We start from the raw sequence: 17,736 nt of genomic DNA, 5'->3' as shown, positions 1-17,736 counted from the left end.
AATGTCTTATTGCCTTTGGAAGACGTAGCGTTTTACTTTTGGAACTCCACTAACAGTTATGGTCTTTTCATAATAAAATCTGTTATTGGCATCCGAAAAATGAATCGTCAGGTTTTCTGAAACGCCATCTACAGTAAGGACATAATTATTATTCTGTGCCGTCCAGAAACCTATTTTTTGATCTTGCATCAAGCATTCTCCGCTCGGATTGTCGTCATTATCATCAGACACGTCGTCTGAGGTATCATCTGAAGTATCGTCGCTTCCATCATCCCCATGATCATCCCCATGATCATCGCTAGAATCATCATCTTCATCGTCGCTGTTATCATCGCCGCCATCGTCGTCACCCTCGTCATCAGAAGAAGCTCCAGACCTTCTGGAAGAATTCGAATAAATTTCATGTGTAAATTGCTCCGCTCCAAAAATATAAGTTTCCTGCAAAACGCAGCTGTTTAGGCTCACGGCAGTTCCGTCGGTATATTCTTCAATAAGCTTCCATGTCCCGATGATTGAATTTCCGCCATCACGAGCATTGTCGTCATCCTTATTGCAATTGGAAAGGATGAGTCCAGAAAGAATTAATAAAATAATAGCTGTAATTTTTTTCATTGTTTTGATTTTTAAAAGAGTGATATAATTGGTTTATTGGTTTACGAATTTGATGGCGATTGTAAAAATATCTGCCTCTAGCTGGTCGCTTCGACTGTAATGATTGTATCTGAAATCGACGTTTTTCAGTCCAAACTTGAAAATTTTAAACGGAGAGAATACAGCCGAATAGCTGAATCCCGCACCATATTGATGGCTGTCAAACGAAGAAAGATCATAATCTGAGGTATAATACTTTTCGCTGGAATAATGCTGTTCAAATGGTGCGAAATAATCCAACGCCTTTTGGGTATAAAAGCGATACATCGGATAAGCCGTAAAAGAATTTGAGATCTTTATTGGAAGCTCGATGCTGGCTGTATGCGACACAAGCCCCCAGTCATCCGAATAAAAACGATAATAAGTTCTCAAAACCATCAAGTCATTGATGTAATAATTCAGCCTTGCTCCAAGTGGCAATTTGAATCGATTATCAGGCAGCCGTTCTACATCATCGGCAAGCCTGTAAACACCTTTGTTTTGCGGCGTATCATAAAGAGGAATATAGCGTTTCTGGCCTATGTAATAGTTCGCTTTATCTGCAAAATAGACCCTATGGTAAGGAGTCGAGAGCAAGCCTTCCTGATACAGCACATCCATGAAAATAGAAACCTGCAGTTCTTTCGTAAGCACTTGTGAAAACCCTAGCGATAGCGAGTATGAATTTCTTTTTTCATTATCAAATTCAGAGAAATAGAACGGAAGGTAATTGCTAGTTTCAAGTCCGTACTGGTCATAAACCGTTACGTTTTCAAAATAGCCGTTGTTTTGGAAATTGAAGCCATACTTCGCATATTCATGAAGTTCTGTAGGATAGATAGCTTTCCATTTGTCCAAATAAGCACTGGCTTTTATTGAAATTTCAGAATTTTTTTCATTGAACAATTTTGCAATTCCGCCGCCAAAACCAAAGGACTGGTAATCGTATTCTTTTGAAACAGACAGATTCCCGTTCCAAATTAGGTTCCTGCCATCCGAACTGTGGCTGTAGTTGGCAGACAATGTGGTCAAAACGTCTTTTCTAGAAGCTCCAGTCGATTCAATCCAAGGACTGCCATACGGTAAGGGCTGTGTCGTTCCGTAGTCATCATCGTCGCTATCTCTATTCAGGTCTTTTGTGTTTTTTACATAACCGCGGGATGCTCCAGTATTGTTGCCGTTATCGACGTAACTTCCGTCCGTAAAAAATGGATTTATATTGCTGGAAGAAGCCGAAGTGTAGGCAGAAAACCCAGCGTCGATTGTCAAGACATCATCTGCATTCAAAGGTATCGTAAGAACAATGTTTGAAGCTACGTCGGTCAGTTTTTCAGTGCCGATGCCGCCCGAAACAGCAGAATGGCTTCCGTCTTGCTTGTAATAACTGCTAATAAATTCAATTTCGGATGCCTCAAGAACACGCCTTTTATAGACCACTTCTGTAGAATCATTTTCTTGCGCAAGTCCGCTGATACTCAGTAAAAAAACAAGAATAATTTTTCGTATAGTATACATTAGTTACAGCCACAGCCTCCGCCTGTCTTGCCTCCGTTGGCACCCGAAGCGCCTTCACGATAGACTTGAAAATTTGTTTCGTGCCGTTCTGCTGTTTTGGCAGAAAGCTTCATCTCGGGATCGTTAATATGTTGTTTTTCATATTCTTTAACTTGCGTGCTCTTGCAAGATTGCAGGATCAACAAGCAAAAGAAAATCAATAGCGTATATTTCATCTTTGGTATTTTTTTATGTCAATCGCGTCAGAGTAAAAAATCTGGCCGTTTTCGTCAACGATTACGCAGCTCATGCCTGGAATCTGATTGACTAAATTTAAACCCTCATCTTTTCCCATGACCATTATCGAAGTCGAAAGTCCGTTGGCTAATTCAGCACTAGAGGCAAAAACCGTTACGCTTGAAATCCCACGTGCGGGATAACCAGTGCGAGGATCGATAATGTGCGAGTATTTTTTTCCATTCAGCATGACGAATTTTTCATAATCACCCGAAGTGACCACAGCATTTCCAGACAAAGGAAATGTCGCAAAGACTTTGTTCTGGTTCATCGGATTCGTAATTCCGATAGTCCATTCTTTTCCGTCAGGCTGTTTTCCCCACGTATTCATATCTCCGGAAGCATTGATTATCCCTGCTGTTGCACCTTTAGAAACCATTAATTCTTTGGTCTTGTCGGCAGCATAGCCTTTTCCGATGGAACCAAAACCGATTTTCATTCCGGGCAATTTTAGGAAAATCGTGCTGTTTTTTTTGTCGAGAATGATGTTCTTGTAGCCGACTTTTTGCACTGATTTCTTGACCGATTCTTCTGAAGGCAACTCGGTCATCGAGCCATCGTATTTCCAGATTTTGTCCATAGAAGCAAAGCTGATGTCAAACGCGCCATCTGTTAGTTTTGAAAAACCTAAAGCTCTTTCGGTCAGGCCAAAAAGCTCTGGAGTTACCTTGACGGGCTTGATTCCTGCGTTTCGGTTGATTTCTGAAACTAACGTTTCTGCTCTCCATTCTGATATTACGTTTTCAATCCGCTCAATTTCTGTAATCGCCGTATCGATATACGCTTCCGCATCAGGAGCTGATTTTGCGGAAATCGTAATATCAAAACGGCTTCCCATTAGCTTGACTGTCCTTTTTCGAACGATTTGGGCTTGAAGAATTGTTGTGCTTAAGAGGAAAATCAGTAAAACCGCTTTTTTCATTATTTGGAAAGAAAAGATCTGATCAAAGAAATATATTCTGAGGCTTTGATGCTGTTGAAGCCTGTCTTGCCCAAGACTTTTCCAGTCTTGTCAAGTACAACTATCAGTGGAAAAAAACCTTCCTTGTTGTACTTTTCGGCCAAGGCCCGGTTTTGTGCTTTCAGCTCTTCCGATTGTGTATTGTTTTTCTTTTTAGGGAAATCGGCTTTCACCAAGACCCAATTGCCATTGGCTTCTTTTTTGAATTCTTCCGATTGCCACACACTTTTTTCAAGCTTGATGCAGGGAGCACACCAATCAGAGCCAGAAAATACGAGCACGATTGGTTTGCTTTCTTTAGAAGCGATTGATTTTGCTTCTGCAATTGAAGTGTTCCATTTTTGAGAAAGGGCAGGGAAGCTGACAGTAAGCAGAAACAGTAGCAAAATATTTTTCATTCTAGAAGATTATTTTTTTATTGATGATATGGTTGTCGGCAGTCTTGATTTGTACAATCAGAACCTGTTTGGTCAAGTTTAGGTCGATGGTAGCAGTTTCAGAATTGCTCTTGATTGCTGCAAGTTTTCGGCCTGAAAGATCAAACACCGTAATTTCTGAGATAATTGTTTTTTCTGAAGAGACTTGTAATTGTCCGTTTTGTGCAAGAACCTGCACATTGTTTTTCGCTGAAATAGTTTCTCCAAGAGAAAGTGAAGATTGGAGTGTCAATACCAAATTCGGACATTCCCAAACTGGCGACATAGACGAAGCAGAATTCCAAGTATTGGTGCCGTCACAACCGATGCTTCCGTCTGTAAATCCTGCCGACATTTTAGAAGGCGTAGTCGTGTATCTGTATTGTGGTCTTCCGGAAGGAATGCATGTTGAACCAACGACTAAAACGGATAGGTTTTTTGAACCATCAGAAAAAAAGAATGGAGACTGCAAGTTAATTTCCATAGTACCTGAAGGTGTAGCATTTGGAATTGTTCCGTCATAAACCAGCGTATAATTGCTAAAATTGCTACCGCCAATAGAATATGTCGCTGTTCCGATTGCGGCCAATTCAGTAGTTTTCATATAGATTCTCACATTCGGCTCTATGGTGGAAGAACCTGATGCTTTTTGATAGGAAATTTTAATGATAGTTCCAGTAGTACCAATTTCTGTTCCCGTATAGATACTTTCAGTTGCCGAAGAATTATACCAAGAAGCGACCGGAGCCGATGTGCCTGATGAAGTACCGTTTCCTAAAGTGATTGTTTGTGCTATCATGCTCGTTGTGGCAAGCATGATAGCACTAAAAAGTAATGATTTCATTGTGGGGGATTTGATTGGATTAATTTTTTCTTCCGGTGAGAATGACTTTCCAGACGTCATAATAAGAGGCAAAAACCACAATGGCTACGAAAAGAGGAATTCCGGTTTCTACAAGCTCGTGCGGACGGTTGTCAATAAGCAAGTGGAAGAGAAAAATAGTAATGATTACAGGAAGTAAAATGATGCTGCCCAGCAATCTTGTTCTTGAAATAATCAGGAGAATTCCCGAAGCGATTTCTAAAATTCCGACTACTTTGGTGAACCCAGAGGTGCATAGTGCTGTTATCAGATTTCGATAGTTTAATGGCAACGGACTGTCCGGTTCATATACTTTGCATTCTGAAAGAAAATGCTTGTCAAGGCCTTTGTAGACAAAGAAAGCTCCAAGGATGATTGCTAATCCGGCGACTAAATAATGTATTGTTTTTTTCATAAGGTTGGTGTTAAAAGTGATTGTATTAATGAATAAGATTTCCGTTTTTGTCGTACAATAAGATCCAGTCGTTATGCCAGAAATAATTCCACTTGACCCTGCCTAAATCCACATTGGGATTGATCAGCCTTCTTGCTTCGCCGTGATTTATCGAAACTTTTGAATCTGCATAAACGCTGACGTCTTTTCCAATTCGCGCATATTTTTCCCGAATCTTTTGTGCTGTCTGCCAGATCATATCAGGTTTGGACTGCATGCCCTTGATTTGTTTTTTGGTCAAGATTTTCTTGAGCTTATAGAATTTGACTTCTTTAGTCTGGTTGTTTACGACCTTGAATTTCGTAGTTCCTTTTCTGGAACGAAGCATCATTCTCCAGCTTAATCTGTGGCCTTCTTCGGTCCAAAGGACATCGCCTTTTATAGCGTAATGCCTGATGGGCAGCAGTATTTGGAGAACGAAATAGGGGATGAGTATCCATTGGACGATTTTCTTTCCTTCCGTAGTATTTTCATTCACTATTACCTCATGCTTTCTCCACAGAAATAATTTTCGTATGGTTTCTGGCGGATAAAAAAACACGATAAGGCTCAATGCTAAAAAAGGAAAAATTCCTATCCCCAAATGTGCTTTGTTGAAAATGTGAAAGAGGACAGAAGCCACAAGAGCAAGATTGCGTGTTTTCTTCCAGAGAAGTAGCGGAATGACAAGGAAGTCAAAGGCTAGCCCGGCATAAGCGATAAAAATATAAAACCATTCTTGAGCATAAAAATCTTTTAGGAAATCAGGCGCATGCCTAGCCAGCATTCCTTTGGTAAAAGAACCGTCCAGCCAGCCCGAATACAGCTTGGCGACTGAGGCATAAAAATAAACAATGGCAATCTGCAGTACCATTGTCCACGAACACCAAGAAGGCATCATGAGCCTTTTAATTTTGGGATTTATTCTTGAATCGATAGAGGCATAGGCGTTAGCAGGCAGCAAACACATCAAGAAACAAATCAGTATGACAAGGTAATGATGGTTGTTATACGTCGTTTTTTGCATGAAATAGATACCCGACCATAAAATTGTAAATACTATAATGCTCAAACGGTATTGCAGCCCGATCAAAATCAATAAGGCCGAAACTCCCATCAAAACAAAATAATAATACATGCCATTGCCAGGAAGCGGTTGCAACCACTCCATGCCGATATGAGAAAACGTAAAAGAAGGTTTTATAAAATTATTCTTCACCCATCCAGATAAAGTATAATCGAGTACTTGCCATAGAAGAAGAGCTCCGAATAAAATCCGAAATACAACTAGCTGGCTATTATCTATTTGCTTGTAAATAAATTGGCGTACCATTTTGTTTGGAGAGCGTAATTTCTTAATAAATTTTGGACAAATGTATTTAATATTTATTTAGACTGATTTAAAATAGATTGATTTTTTTGAAAATATTTTTTAATTATTTCAAAATCAAGTTCTTAAAATTAAGTTAAAAAATATTCTATTTTTATTTAGACTGTATTTAAATAATTTTATAGATTTGCGCCAAATTCTATTTTCCAATGAAAAAAGCAGTACTATTTTTCTTCTTATTTGCGTCAGTTTGTTTGTTTGCCCAAAAGACGGATTCGTTAGATATTGAAAAAATAAAAACAGAAATAAAACAAGAACTTCGCGAAGAATTAAAAGCAGAAATCAAGAAAGATTTTGCCAAAGAAAACAAAACACTTTTCAATTGGAGCAACTTTACCTTGAGTGGCTATGGAGTCGTAAATTACTATAACTACACAAAATTCGATACGGATCCCAACATGAAAGACAAGTTCGATGCAGAACGTCTGAACCTGTATCTAGGCTACAATTTTAACGATTGGATCAGCTTCAAGTCAGAAATCGAATTTGAGCATGGCGGTACCGGATCTACAGTAGAGCTGGATACTCAAGAAGAATTCGGTGAATACGAACAAGAAATCGAAGCAGGAGGAGAAGTAAAAATCGAGCAGATCCATATCAATTTTGCCATCCGTCCGTATTTTAATATTAGGGCGGGTAGGATGAAAATACACTTCGGATTGGCTCAAGACTTAGACCGTCCTATTTCTTATTTCACGACGCACCGTCAGGAAATGGAAAACGAAATCCTGCCGTTGGGCTGGTACGAAAACGGAGTGCAATTTCACGGAACTTTCCTAAAAAGACTAAAATATGAATTCTCAATCACGAACGGTCTTGATGCTTCAGGATTCAGTTCAAGAGGCTGGATTAAAGAAGGCTACCAGACTCGTTTCGAAATGTCAAACGGAAATTCTTGGGCTTTCACCGGGCGTTTGGATTATAAATTCGGAAAAAACAAATACACTTATTTCGGAGCTTCAGCTTACATCAACGATGCAGCGGCTAACCGTCCGAAGAATGACATGAAAGAATCGGCTTATGTGATGATTTTTGAAGGACATATCACGTATGATGAAGACTACCTTCGATTCAATTCCATCGTATTATGGGGAAATCTTGAAAACTCAAACATCGTCACGGCAAAAAATGCTTCGCTTTCTAACAATTTGGGCGTGAAGAGAACGCCTGTCGGAAAAAATGCTTTAGGATTCTCGTTTGAAGGCGGTTACGAAGTATTGCATTTCTTCAACCAGACGACAAAACAAAAAGTCTATCCATTCGTACGCTACGACTACTATGATACGATGAATGAAGTGGAAGGAAACGTAGTTAAAAAGCCAAGATGGGAAAGAAGTGCCATCATGGGAGGCTTCAACTGGTTCGTTCACCCACAGATTGTATTAAAAGCACATTACCAAAACAGAAGGCTAGGTTCAGAAAACTTCGATCCAAATACGCTGGCTTTCACAGGGAAAAAACAACAAGAAAATACCTTTTCAGCAGGAATCGGATTTTCATTCTAAAATAATTACTAACCAATATTTTAAACTTGAACATAATGAAAAAGAGAATTTTTAGCCTGAGCTTATTGGCAATGTCTTCTGTAATGTTAGTGAATTGCAGTAATAACGATGATTCTTCTGGAACAGACCCTAATGCAGGATTATATTCAGAAGTACTTACAGATTTGTCTAAAGACGTAATTACCAAAACGTACGAAGATTTGAATAACAAAGCAATCGCTTTAAAAACAGCTGTAAATGCTCTGACAATCGGAAACGAAACAGCTTTGACAGCAGTAAAAGAAGCTTGGAAAGCGACAAGATCTCCTTGGGAACAATCAGAAGGATTTTTATACGGACCAGTAGACACAGGAGGAATCGACCCTGCGATGGATACTTGGCCAGTTGACGTTAACGCGATGAATGACATCTTGAACAGCGGTAACCCAATCACGACAGCGACTATCGAAGCAAACGTAGAAGCGCGCGGTTTCCACTTGATCGAATATTTAGTATGGGGTATCAACGGAAACAAAGCAGCAAGCGCTTTGACAGCTAGAGAATTGGAATATTTGAGAGCAGCTGCTGCCGATTTGCAAAACAATACACAGCTTCTGTATGACGGCTGGAAAGAATCAGGAGGTAACTTTGCAAGACACTTTATCAATGCTGGAAATACAGGTAACCAAGGATATGCTTCACAAAAAGCAGCTTTAGAAGAAATCATCAACGGATTGATCACGATTGCTGATGAGGTTTCTACAGGGAAAATCCAAACACCGCTAGACGAAGGCGTTTCTCAAGAAGAATCACGTTTCAGCAACAACTCTAAAAAAGATTTTGCTGACAACATGAGAAGCATCAAAAACATCTATTTAGGTGATTTTAATGGAGGTACAAACTCAGGACTGACTGACATTGTTGCTCCAAAAAACAGCACTTTGGATGCTAACATCAAGGCGAAAATCGACGGCGCTATTGCAGCAATCGAAGCCATTCCTGGAACTTTCACCGATGCCGTTACAAACAATGTCCCAGCAGTAGAAAATGCAAGAGACAAAGTAGCAGAATTGCAAGTTTTGATCCAGTCACAATTGAAACCATTTATTGCTAACAACTAGGCAAATTTCAATCATAATCAAAAGCAAAAAGGATATTCAGGATATGGATATTCTTTTTGCATTTCTATAAAAATCAGACAAAAAGAATGATCAGAAAAGGATTTTTACTGGCAAGTTTGGGACTCACGCTGCTTTCCTGCGATAAAAATGATGACGAGTCTTATATTGATATCGATCTTTCCGAAAGGATGTATGCCGGAGGCGAGACTACCATATTCTCTGCCACCAGCATTGCGTTCAGGACACCGGCACCCAACCTTTCGGCAGCTGACTTGCAGATGCATCTTATGGGAGATACCCAATTCGAAGCTGTTTTTGTAACAGCTCCCGCGCTTGTAAACTCTGGATTGGGATCAATCTTTAACAATTCTTCCTGCATTTCGTGCCATCCGAATGACGGACGTCCTAATTTTCCAGCCAACTTAAACAGCAGGAGCGGACTGCTAATGAGAGCCAGTATTTTTGGGCAAGACGAACATGGCGGGCCGAATCCTATTCCTGGTTTTGGCGTGCAGATTCAGAACCAAGCCGTTTTTGGATTCCTTCCAGAAGCACGTTATCAGGCTGCTTTTATAGAAAAAACAGAAACATTGGCAGACGGCACTGTAATTGTTTTGCAGAAGCCGGTCATTTCTCTGGTCGATCCTTATACCAACCTTCCGGGCGGACTCATGTTGTCGCCTCGAATTGCGACACCGGTTTTCGGTTTGGGACTTCTAGAAGCCATTACTGAGCAAGATATTTTAGCAAACCAAGACATCAATGATGCCAATGGTGACGGCATTTCAGGAAAAGCCAACTATGTCTGGGATCCTTATTTAAGACAGACTGTTTTGGGAAGATTCGGATGGAAAGCCAATACAGGTACATTATTAGTACAATGCACTGCTGCGTATGTAGAAGATATGGGAATTACCAATTATGTCTTCCCGAACGAAACAGGACACAATCAGTCTAATGGACAGGACGGACGCGATGATGATCCCGAAATACCGCAAGCTATCGTAGATCAAGTTGTCTTATACTGCAAGACATTAGCCGTTCCAGGAGCTAGAAACATCAATAGCAAAAGCGTGAAAGAAGGAGCAAGACTGTTTGAAAGCTTAGAATGTTCCAAATGCCATATTCCGAAGCAAGTGACAGGGCCGAGCTCGATTTCGGCTTTAGCGTATCAGACTATTTATCCCTATTCCGATATGCTTTTGCACGATATGGGCGACGACCTTGCAGACGATAGGCCCGATTTCCTAGCCACAGGAAGAGAATGGAAAACACGTCCGTTATGGGGAATTGGCCTTACGGGACTTGTCAACGGACACACTACTTTTTTACATGACGGAAGAGCCAAAAACTTGACAGAAGCCATTCTCTGGCATGGCGGAGAAGCCCAAAAAGCAAAAGAAAAATTCAAGCAACTATCCGCAGCCAAAAGAAATGCGTTGCTCGATTTCTTGAATTCCTTATAAAAAAAACAGCATCAAATAAAAAAGCCAGAGCTCCTAAAAGCACTGGCATTTTTTTTCTAACTAACCCTAACCAAATGAGAAAACCATTAATCTCTTTGCAAATGTCCAATTTTTTTTGGAGCATATATGTTAAGGCAATGTTATTTATATGTTATTGATTACTAATTTTTTACGAGTCCTTTTTAACTCTTCTTGTCTTGCATTGCAAACACTCTTTTTAACAAGTCAGACGTTCTAGCAGAAAGGTTCGTGCGTATGTCTTTTTCCTCTACGGCAATCATCTTAAAAACGCCTTCCATAGCCTTGTCGGTAACATAATCTGTCAGGTCAGGATTCACATCGGTAGTCATCGGAACAGCATTATATTTTGTGATGATGGTGCTCCACACTTTATCAGCTCCAACTTTTCCTAAAGAATTTTGGACAACTGGGCTGAATTTAGAATACAGTGCTTGAGAAGTAGAATTCTGCAGATAAGTCGTAGCTGCATTATCAGCTCCCAACAAGATATTCTTGGCATCAGTAAATGTCATGTTTTTGACCGCATTCACAAAAATAGGAGTGGCTTCTTTTACGGCATCCTCGGCGGCACGGTTCAACACCTTTAAACCCTCGTCGGCTAGGCTTGATAAGCCTATGTTGCGTAACGTTTTATCTACCTTCTGCAATTCTGCCGGAAGCAAGATCTTTACCATCTGGTTTTTAAAAAAGCCATCCGTTGCGGTCAATTTAGAAACCTCTTTCGTGATTCCGTTATTCAAGGCTTCCTTGAGTCCCGCCGCAATATCCGGATTTCCGAGAGCCGTTCCCAATTGCGGGTATTGGCTGGCAACCTGCTGCAGTTCGGCACAGCCGAAAAGAGAAATAAAGGAAGCAAAAACAATAATCTTTTTCATAGTTCTTAATTTTTTAAAAGGTACGGAATTAATCCTGCATTGCAAACACCTTTTTTAATAGCGGCGAAGTGCGTGCGCCTATATCCGTACGGATTTTTTTCTCTTCCACAGAAATCATCTTAAAGACGCCTTCCATCGCTTTGTCGGTTACATAATCATTCAGGTCCGGATTTACTTTCGTTACCAAAGGAATCGTATTGTACTTTTTGATAATGCCTTCCCAGACCTTGTCGGCTCCAACATTGCTTAGCGAAGTCTTTACCACCGGACTGAACTTAGAATATAATTCTGTAGAAGTAGTACCTTGAAGATAAGTCGTTGCCGCGTTTTCATTCCCTAATAAGATGTTTTTAGCATCCGAAAACTTCATGCTCGTAATAGCGTTTACAAAAATAGGAGTAGCTTCCTTCACAGCGTCTTCAGCAGCGCGGTTCAATACTTTGATGCCCTCATCTGCTAGGCTCGACAATCCCATAGAACGTAAAGTCTTGTCTACTTTCTGTAATTCAGCAGGAAAAAGAATTTTTACCGCTTCGTTTTTATAAAATCCGTCTACGGCTGTCAGTTTGGTCACCTGTTCGGTAATACCTTTCTGTAGCGCTTCTTTCAGGCCGGCACTGATATCGGTACTGCCTAAAATACCTCCAGAACTTTTAGAACCTGTTTTAGATTGCAGTTTTTCAGTTTTAGATTGCACCTTGTCAGATGCCTTTTTAATGAATCCGTCTAATTGTCCAAAGCTGGCGATTGGCACAACAAATAACGCTAAAAGGAATAGTCTCTTCATAAGATTAAATTTTCGATTTCAAAGATAATCAAACATCATACCGTTTGCTACTATAATGTAAAGCTATCAAAAGATAAAAACAATCAATTTTGTTTATAATAATCAATTTCCTAAATTTGAGAAAACAAACTAGAAATAAAGCATTTATCAATAAATCAACTAAATTATGAAAGAACACAACAAACTCACCACGGCCTCCGGAAAACCTTATGTAGAAAATGAAGACTCACAATCCGTAGGGCCAAGAGGACCACTTTTGCTACAGGATTTTATCCTGCACGAAAAGATGGCGCACTTCAACCGGGAGCGTATTCCAGAAAGAGTAGTGCACGCCAAAGGCTCCGCAGCCTTCGGAACCTTTACCGTAACGCACGACATTACGAAGTATACCAAGGCAAAAATTTTCTCCCACATTGGTAAAGAAACAAAAATGCTACTGCGTTTTTCTACCGTTGGTGGTGAAAGAGGATCAGCCGATACCGAAAGAGATCCTAGAGGATTTGCAATGAAGTTTTATACCGAAGACGGAAACTGGGACCTTGTAGGAAACAACACGCCTGTGTTCTTCATCAAAGACCCGAAAAAGTTCGGCGACTTTATCCACACCCAAAAACGCGATCCGTATACCAATATGAAATCGCCTACGATGATGTGGGACTTCTGGTCGCTGAATCCCGAAAGCCTTCATCAAGTCACGACGCTCATGTCAGACAGAGGAACGCCTTACGGATACCGCCACATGCACGGATTCGGAAGCCACACCTTTTCTTTTATCAATAAAGATAACGAACGCTTCTATGTGAAATTCCACATGCTGACCAAACAAGGCATCAAGAACTTTACCGATGCCGAAGCCGCCGAAATGAAATCAAAAGACATGGACTTTGCGCAGCGAGACCTGATCGAAAACATCGATAAAGGAAACTTCCCGCGTTGGGACATGAAAATACAAGTAATGACCGAAGCCGAATCAAGAACGTATCACATCAATCCGTTTGACTTAACCAAAGTTTGGCCGCACGGTGACTATCCGCTGATCGATGTAGGCGTCATCGAGCTCAACAAAAATCCAGATAACTATTTCCAAGATGTAGAACAGGCCGCTTTTGCTCCGGCACATGTCGTAGATGGAATAGGCTATTCTCCAGACAAAATGCTGCAAGGAAGATTACTGTCCTATCCTGATGCGCACCGCTATAGGCTGGGAGCCAACTACGAGCAGATTCCTGTGAATAGATGTCCGTTTGCCACAAACAACTACCAAAGAGACGGGCAGATGCGTGTTGACGGAAACGGAGGCAGCGCACCAAATTATTTCCCAAATAGTTTTGACGATATTGTAGTAGACCAATCCTATAAAGAACCAGCATGGGCATTAGAAAGCAATGTGGCCGCATGGTACGACCGCAATGCCGAAGGCGAAAACGACCACTATACCCAGCCGGGCAACCTATTCAGGCTTTTAGTGCCAGAGCAACAGCAGAACCTAATCAGCAATGTCGTTGGAGCCATGTCTGGTATTGAAGGGCCGAAGCGAATGGAAATCATCAATCGCCAGCTATGCCACTGGTTTAGGGCCGATCCTAGACTAGGAATGGGAATAGCGCAAGGATTAGGTGTCGATATCGACCCAGCGATGATGAAATAATGCAGTCCACAGAATACCCAATAGTTATGTAAATGTTGTGTCCATAAACAATATTTAGAGTTTTTATCCCCGACCCTTCTAGCGTCCAAGCGCTAGGAGGGTTTTTTATACGATGTTATTCGTTAAGACCCTGTCAGGGTTTTAAACCCTGACAGGGTCTTAACCTTAAATTAAAATACCAAATAAATCCTTCCAGATTTTTAGGAATTTCGTAAATTGCACACCTAAAATTGACATATATTTTAAAATGGAACAAGCAAAACCTTATATTCCTAAAAATAAAGTAAGAATTGTAACCGCTGCAGCTCTTTTTGACGGACACGATGCTGCAATCAACATAATGCGACGTATCATCCAGTCGACGGGAGTCGAGGTAATCCATTTAGGACACGATAGAAGCGTTGAAGAAGTAGTAAATACTGCCATCCAAGAAGATGCCAATGCCATAGCCATGACATCCTACCAAGGAGGACACAACGAATATTTCAAATACATGTACGACCTGCTCAACCAAAAAGGAGCAGGGCACATCAAAATCTTCGGAGGCGGAGGCGGCGTAATCCTGCCAGACGAGATAAAAGAACTCCAAGACTACGGTATCACCAGAATTTATGCTCCAGACGATGGGCGCGAGCTCGGCCTTCAAGGCATGATCAATGACTTGGTACAGAAATCGGACTTTCCTATCGGCGACAAGCTGAACGGAGAAGCCAGCCACCTCGAAGACAAGAACCCTACGGCAATTGCCCGTGTTATTTCCGCAGCAGAAAACTTTCCGGAAATTGCAAAAGAAACTTTAGACACGATCCACAAGCAGAATGAAACCAGCAAGATTCCTGTATTGGGTATTACCGGAACAGGCGGTGCCGGAAAATCTTCTTTAGTAGACGAATTGGTGCGAAGATTCCTGATTGATTTCCCAGAAAAAACAATCGGTCTTATCTCTGTCGATCCGTCAAAACGTAAAACAGGCGGAGCACTTTTGGGCGACAGGATTCGTATGAACGCCATCAACAACCCGCGTGTCTATATGCGCTCGTTGGCGACAAGACAGTCCAATTTAGCATTGTCTAAATACGTTGCCGAAGCCATTCAGGTCTTGAAAGCCGCCAAATACGACATCATCATATTAGAAACTTCAGGTATCGGACAATCGGATACCGAAATCATGGACCATTCCGATGTGTCCTTATACGTAATGACTCCAGAATTTGGAGCGGCAACCCAGCTTGAAAAAATCGACATGCTTGATTTTGCCGACCTTGTCGCAATCAACAAATTCGACAAAAGAGGTTCGCTTGATGCACTTCGCGATGTCAAAAAACAATTCCAAAGAAACCATAACCTTTGGGATGCCAATCCAGATGACCTTCCGGTTTTCGGAACCATCGCTTCGCAGTTCAATGATCCGGGCATGAATACGCTTTACAAAGCCATCATGGACAAGATTGACGAAAAGACCGAAGCCGACCTAAAATCGACTTTCGAAATTACCCGCGAAATGAGCGAAAAAATCTTCGTCATTCCGCCGCACAGAACGCGCTATCTTTCAGAAATTGCCGAAAATAACCGCAAATACGATGCTACTGCGCTTACACAGCAGCAAGTAGCCCAAAAACTATACGGAATTTTCAAGACGATCGAGACCGTTTCCGGAAAGACGCCAGAAATCAACAAAGCCGGAATCAATGATGATTCTGTTTTGCCAAGCGCTCTAGAAGAACAAAACGAGACCCGTATCTTCTTGAACCTGTTGCTCAACCAGTTCGACAAAGTAAAGATGGACCTTGACCCGTACAACTGGGAAATCATCTTGACGTGGGACGAAAAAGTAAACAAATACAAAAATCCAGTCTATACGTTTAAAGTACGTGACAAAGAAATCAAGATCGCCACACACACCGAATCGCTGTCGCACTCGCAGATACCAAAAGTAGCTCTGCCAAAGTACGAAGCTTGGGGCGATATCCTCAGATGGTGCCTGCAAGAAAACGTGCCGGGAGAATTCCCGTTCACTTCTGGGCTGTATCCGTTCAAGCGCGAAGGCGAAGACCCGTCAAGAATGTTTGCCGGAGAAGGAGGGCCAGAAAGAACCAACAAGCGTTTCCACTATGTGAGCGCAGGACTTCCTGCCAAAAGGCTGTCTACCGCTTTTGACAGCGTGACCTTATACGGAAACGATCCGCACCTTCGACCAGACATTTACGGAAAGATCGGTAATGCCGGAGTATCTATCTGCTGTTTAGACGATGCCAAGAAATTATATTCAGGCTTTAACCTGGCGCATCCGCTTACGTCGGTGAGTATGACCATCAACGGTCCGGCGCCGATGCTGTTGGGCTTCTTTATGAATGCCGCTATCGACCAGCAGTGTGAAATCTACATCAAAGAAAACAATCTCGAAGACGAAGTAGAAGCAACGATCAACGAAATCTACAAAAAGAAAAAAATAGAAAGGCCGCGTTACAACGGTGCGCTTCCAGAAGGAAACGACGGACTGGGTCTTATGCTCTTAGGAGTAACCGGTGACCAAGTACTGCCGAAAGACGTCTACGAGCAAATCAAGGTCAGAACGCTATCGCAAGTGCGCGGAACTGTTCAGGCCGATATCCTTAAAGAAGACCAGGCACAAAACACCTGTATCTTCTCTACCGAATTTGCCTTGCGATTGATGGGCGACGTACAAGAGTACTTCATCACGAACAATGTCCGCAACTTCTATTCCGTTTCAATCTCCGGATACCACATTGCAGAAGCAGGAGCCAACCCGATCACGCAGCTGGCGTTCACCCTTGCCAACGGATTCACTTATGTAGAATACTACCTAAGCCGCGGCATGGACATCAACGACTTCGGTCCGAACCTTTCGTTCTTCTTCTCGAACGGAATCGACCCTGAATATGCCGTAATCGGACGCGTTGCCAGAAAGATTTGGGCTAAAGCCTTAAAGAACAAATACGGCGCCAACGAAAGAGCCCAAATGCTGAAATACCATATCCAGACATCAGGCCGTTCGCTGCACGCGCAGGAAATCGATTTCAACGATATCCGTACCACGCTGCAGGCACTGTATGCTATTTATGATAACTGCAACTCGCTGCACACCAATGCTTATGATGAAGCCATCACGACGCCTACAGAAGAATCCGTACGCCGTGCCATGGCCATCCAGCTGATTATCAACAAAGAGCTGGGACTTGCCAAAAACGAGAACCCTATACAAGGCTCGTTCATCATCGAAGAGCTGACCGATTTGGTAGAAGATGCCGTACTGCAAGAATTCGACAGGATTACCGAAAGAGGAGGCGTATTAGGTGCTATGGAAACCATGTACCAACGCTCTAAAATCCAAGAAGAAAGCATGTACTACGAAATGCTGAAGCATACAGGCGAATTCCCGATCATCGGGGTCAACACCTTCTTGAGCTCTAAAGGATCGCCGACGGTCATTCCGGCTGAAGTTATCCGTGCCAGCGAAGAAGAAAAACAGTTCCAGATCCACACGCTAGAAAACCTGCACAAGGCCTATGGCGAAAACATGAAAGAACAGCTCGCCATCATTCAAGATGCGGCCATCAACAACCAAAATATCTTTGCACAATTGATGGAAGCTACGAAAGTATGCTCTCTTGGCGAAATCACCGCATCGCTATTTGAAGTTGGCGGACAGTACAGAAGAAATATGTAATCGGCTTTGCCGTCTTCATAAAAACAAAAAGACCTTCGAAAGAAGGTCTTTTTTAGTTTCCTATCCAAAACAGCTGCTGTTCATAGATTAAAAACGCCGTTCGTATATTTTAGCTTTTGGGCTTGCCATGGGTTGCTTAGTTTCGTGGTATAAATGAAAACCT

General features: G+C 41.8%; 15 protein-coding genes. 5 read left to right on the top strand and 10 right to left on the bottom strand.

Annotated elements, in window-relative coordinates:
* Positions 1–6 precede the first annotated feature (6 nt).
* The 8 genes from CLV94_RS01795 to CLV94_RS01760 are packed head-to-tail and all read right to left on the bottom strand — an operon-like array spanning position 7 to position 6,426.
* Positions 7–612, bottom strand: a complete 606-nt coding sequence (locus tag CLV94_RS01795) for a hypothetical protein (RefSeq protein WP_121374753.1) — start codon at positions 610–612, stop codon at positions 7–9.
* A gap of 33 nt (positions 613–645) precedes the next feature.
* The gene (locus CLV94_RS01790; protein WP_121374752.1) at positions 646–2,145 is read right to left on the bottom strand and encodes a DUF3570 domain-containing protein; all 1,500 of its coding nucleotides are present in this window, start codon (positions 2,143–2,145) and stop codon (positions 646–648) included.
* Positions 2,145–2,360, bottom strand: coding sequence for a DUF4266 domain-containing protein (locus CLV94_RS01785; protein ID WP_121374751.1), 216 nt, complete (start codon positions 2,358–2,360; stop codon positions 2,145–2,147). The genes CLV94_RS01790 and CLV94_RS01785 overlap by 1 nt, the downstream gene beginning before the upstream one ends.
* Entirely contained in the window at positions 2,357–3,343 is a 987-nt protein-coding gene (locus CLV94_RS01780) for an FAD:protein FMN transferase (RefSeq protein WP_121374750.1), read from the bottom strand. Before CLV94_RS01780 ends, CLV94_RS01785 begins: the two co-directional genes overlap by 4 nt.
* Entirely contained in the window at positions 3,343–3,780 is a 438-nt protein-coding gene (locus tag CLV94_RS01775; protein ID WP_121374749.1) for a thioredoxin family protein, read from the bottom strand. The genes CLV94_RS01780 and CLV94_RS01775 overlap by 1 nt, the downstream gene beginning before the upstream one ends.
* A 1-nt stretch (position 3,781) precedes the next feature.
* Positions 3,782–4,642 carry a T9SS sorting signal type C domain-containing protein gene (locus CLV94_RS01770; protein WP_170148728.1) on the bottom strand — a complete coding sequence of 287 codons (861 nt, stop codon included), beginning with the start codon at positions 4,640–4,642 and terminating at the stop codon, positions 3,782–3,784.
* A 19-nt stretch (positions 4,643–4,661) separates the two neighbouring features.
* On the bottom strand, positions 4,662–5,075 hold the full coding sequence (locus CLV94_RS01765; protein WP_121374747.1) for a DoxX family membrane protein: 414 nt from the start codon (positions 5,073–5,075) through the stop codon (positions 4,662–4,664).
* Positions 5,076–5,100: 25 nt separating this feature from the next.
* On the bottom strand, positions 5,101–6,426 hold the full coding sequence (locus tag CLV94_RS01760) for an HTTM domain-containing protein (RefSeq protein ID WP_121374746.1): 1,326 nt from the start codon (positions 6,424–6,426) through the stop codon (positions 5,101–5,103).
* A gap of 206 nt (positions 6,427–6,632) precedes the next feature.
* Between CLV94_RS01760 and CLV94_RS01755 the strand changes: the two genes are divergently transcribed.
* From CLV94_RS01755 to CLV94_RS01745, 3 genes are all read left to right on the top strand, one after another.
* Positions 6,633–7,988 carry an autotransporter outer membrane beta-barrel domain-containing protein gene (locus CLV94_RS01755; protein WP_121374745.1) on the top strand — a complete coding sequence of 452 codons (1,356 nt, stop codon included), beginning with the start codon at positions 6,633–6,635 and terminating at the stop codon, positions 7,986–7,988.
* A 35-nt stretch (positions 7,989–8,023) separates the two neighbouring features.
* Positions 8,024–9,088 (top strand): imelysin family protein, encoded by a 1,065-nt coding sequence (locus CLV94_RS01750; protein ID WP_121374744.1) that lies wholly within the window; start codon positions 8,024–8,026, stop codon positions 9,086–9,088.
* 86 nt (positions 9,089–9,174) lie between these two features.
* Positions 9,175–10,554 carry a di-heme oxidoreductase family protein gene (locus CLV94_RS01745; protein ID WP_121374743.1) on the top strand — a complete coding sequence of 460 codons (1,380 nt, stop codon included), beginning with the start codon at positions 9,175–9,177 and terminating at the stop codon, positions 10,552–10,554.
* Between the two features lie 182 nt (positions 10,555–10,736).
* Here CLV94_RS01745 and CLV94_RS01740 read toward each other — a convergent pair whose 3' ends face one another.
* On the bottom strand, positions 10,737–11,450 hold the full coding sequence (locus CLV94_RS01740; RefSeq protein WP_121374742.1) for a DUF4197 domain-containing protein: 714 nt from the start codon (positions 11,448–11,450) through the stop codon (positions 10,737–10,739).
* A 28-nt stretch (positions 11,451–11,478) separates the two neighbouring features.
* Positions 11,479–12,237 (bottom strand): DUF4197 domain-containing protein, encoded by a 759-nt coding sequence (locus CLV94_RS01735; protein WP_121374741.1) that lies wholly within the window; start codon positions 12,235–12,237, stop codon positions 11,479–11,481.
* A gap of 166 nt (positions 12,238–12,403) precedes the next feature.
* On the opposite strand from CLV94_RS01735, the gene CLV94_RS01730 reads away from it, so the two are divergent.
* Both CLV94_RS01730 and CLV94_RS01725 read left to right on the top strand, forming a co-directional pair.
* Positions 12,404–13,885 carry a catalase gene (locus CLV94_RS01730; RefSeq protein ID WP_121374740.1) on the top strand — a complete coding sequence of 494 codons (1,482 nt, stop codon included), beginning with the start codon at positions 12,404–12,406 and terminating at the stop codon, positions 13,883–13,885.
* Positions 13,886–14,132: 247 nt separating this feature from the next.
* On the top strand, positions 14,133–17,573 hold the full coding sequence (locus CLV94_RS01725) for a methylmalonyl-CoA mutase family protein (RefSeq protein ID WP_121374739.1): 3,441 nt from the start codon (positions 14,133–14,135) through the stop codon (positions 17,571–17,573).
* The last annotated feature ends 163 nt before the right edge of the window (positions 17,574–17,736 follow it).

It is taken from the genome of Flavobacterium endophyticum (assembly GCF_003634455.1).
In the GTDB taxonomy this organism is placed as follows: domain Bacteria; phylum Bacteroidota; class Bacteroidia; order Flavobacteriales; family Flavobacteriaceae; genus Flavobacterium; species Flavobacterium endophyticum.
The sequence above is the reverse complement of the archived record's forward strand: the minus strand, read 5'-3'. Positions and strand labels throughout refer to the sequence as shown.